Origin of the sequence: Bradyrhizobium sp. 134, assembly GCF_023074155.1 — a bacterium.
Classification (GTDB): Bacteria; Pseudomonadota; Alphaproteobacteria; order Rhizobiales; family Xanthobacteraceae; genus Bradyrhizobium.
On the sequence record NZ_JADPKX010000041.1, the window covers coordinates 1 to 567 of the forward strand.

The window sequence follows — 567 nt, forward strand, 5'->3', positions numbered from 1 at the left end:
TAGGGTTCAGACTCAATTGATCCAATAAGCGACGAGAGCGGCGAGGTGGACGGCGGCCAAGAAGTTTCTGGCAAGTTTGTCGTAGCGAGTAGCAACACGCCTGAAATCCTTGAGCCGGCAGAAACAGCGCTCGATAACATTGCGCCCTTTATAGAGGCGCTTGCTGAAGCTGTGGAGGGTTACCCGGTTGGATTTGTTTGGAATGACGGGTTTCGCGCCGCGATTGACGATTTCGGCGCGAAAGCCGTCGCCATCGTAGCCTTTGTCCCCAATGAGGGAAGACATGGGCGGCGCGAGCTTCAAAAGGGCCGGCCCTGCGGCAATGTCTGCGGCTTGTCCCGGAGTGAGATGAAATGCGCAAGGTTTGCAATCAGGGTCGCTCAGCGCGTGGATTTTCGTGGTCCGCCCACCGCGCGAGCGGCCGATCGCCTGTTCACACTCCCCCCTTTTCCGCCGCTCGCCGAGCGATGCGCTTTGATCGAGGTGGAGTCGATCGACAAAGCCACTCGGTCCTTGCCGCAGCGGGCGAGCGCTTCAAAGATCGCCTGCCAATGTCCGCGCTTAGCC

General features: G+C 59.4%; 1 pseudogene. It reads right to left on the reverse strand.

The annotated features are described in order from the left end of the window. Positions 1 to 12: 12 nt before the first annotated feature. Positions 13 to 567 (reverse strand): annotated as a pseudogene (locus tag IVA75_RS14870) (IS5 family transposase); the annotation flags it as partial.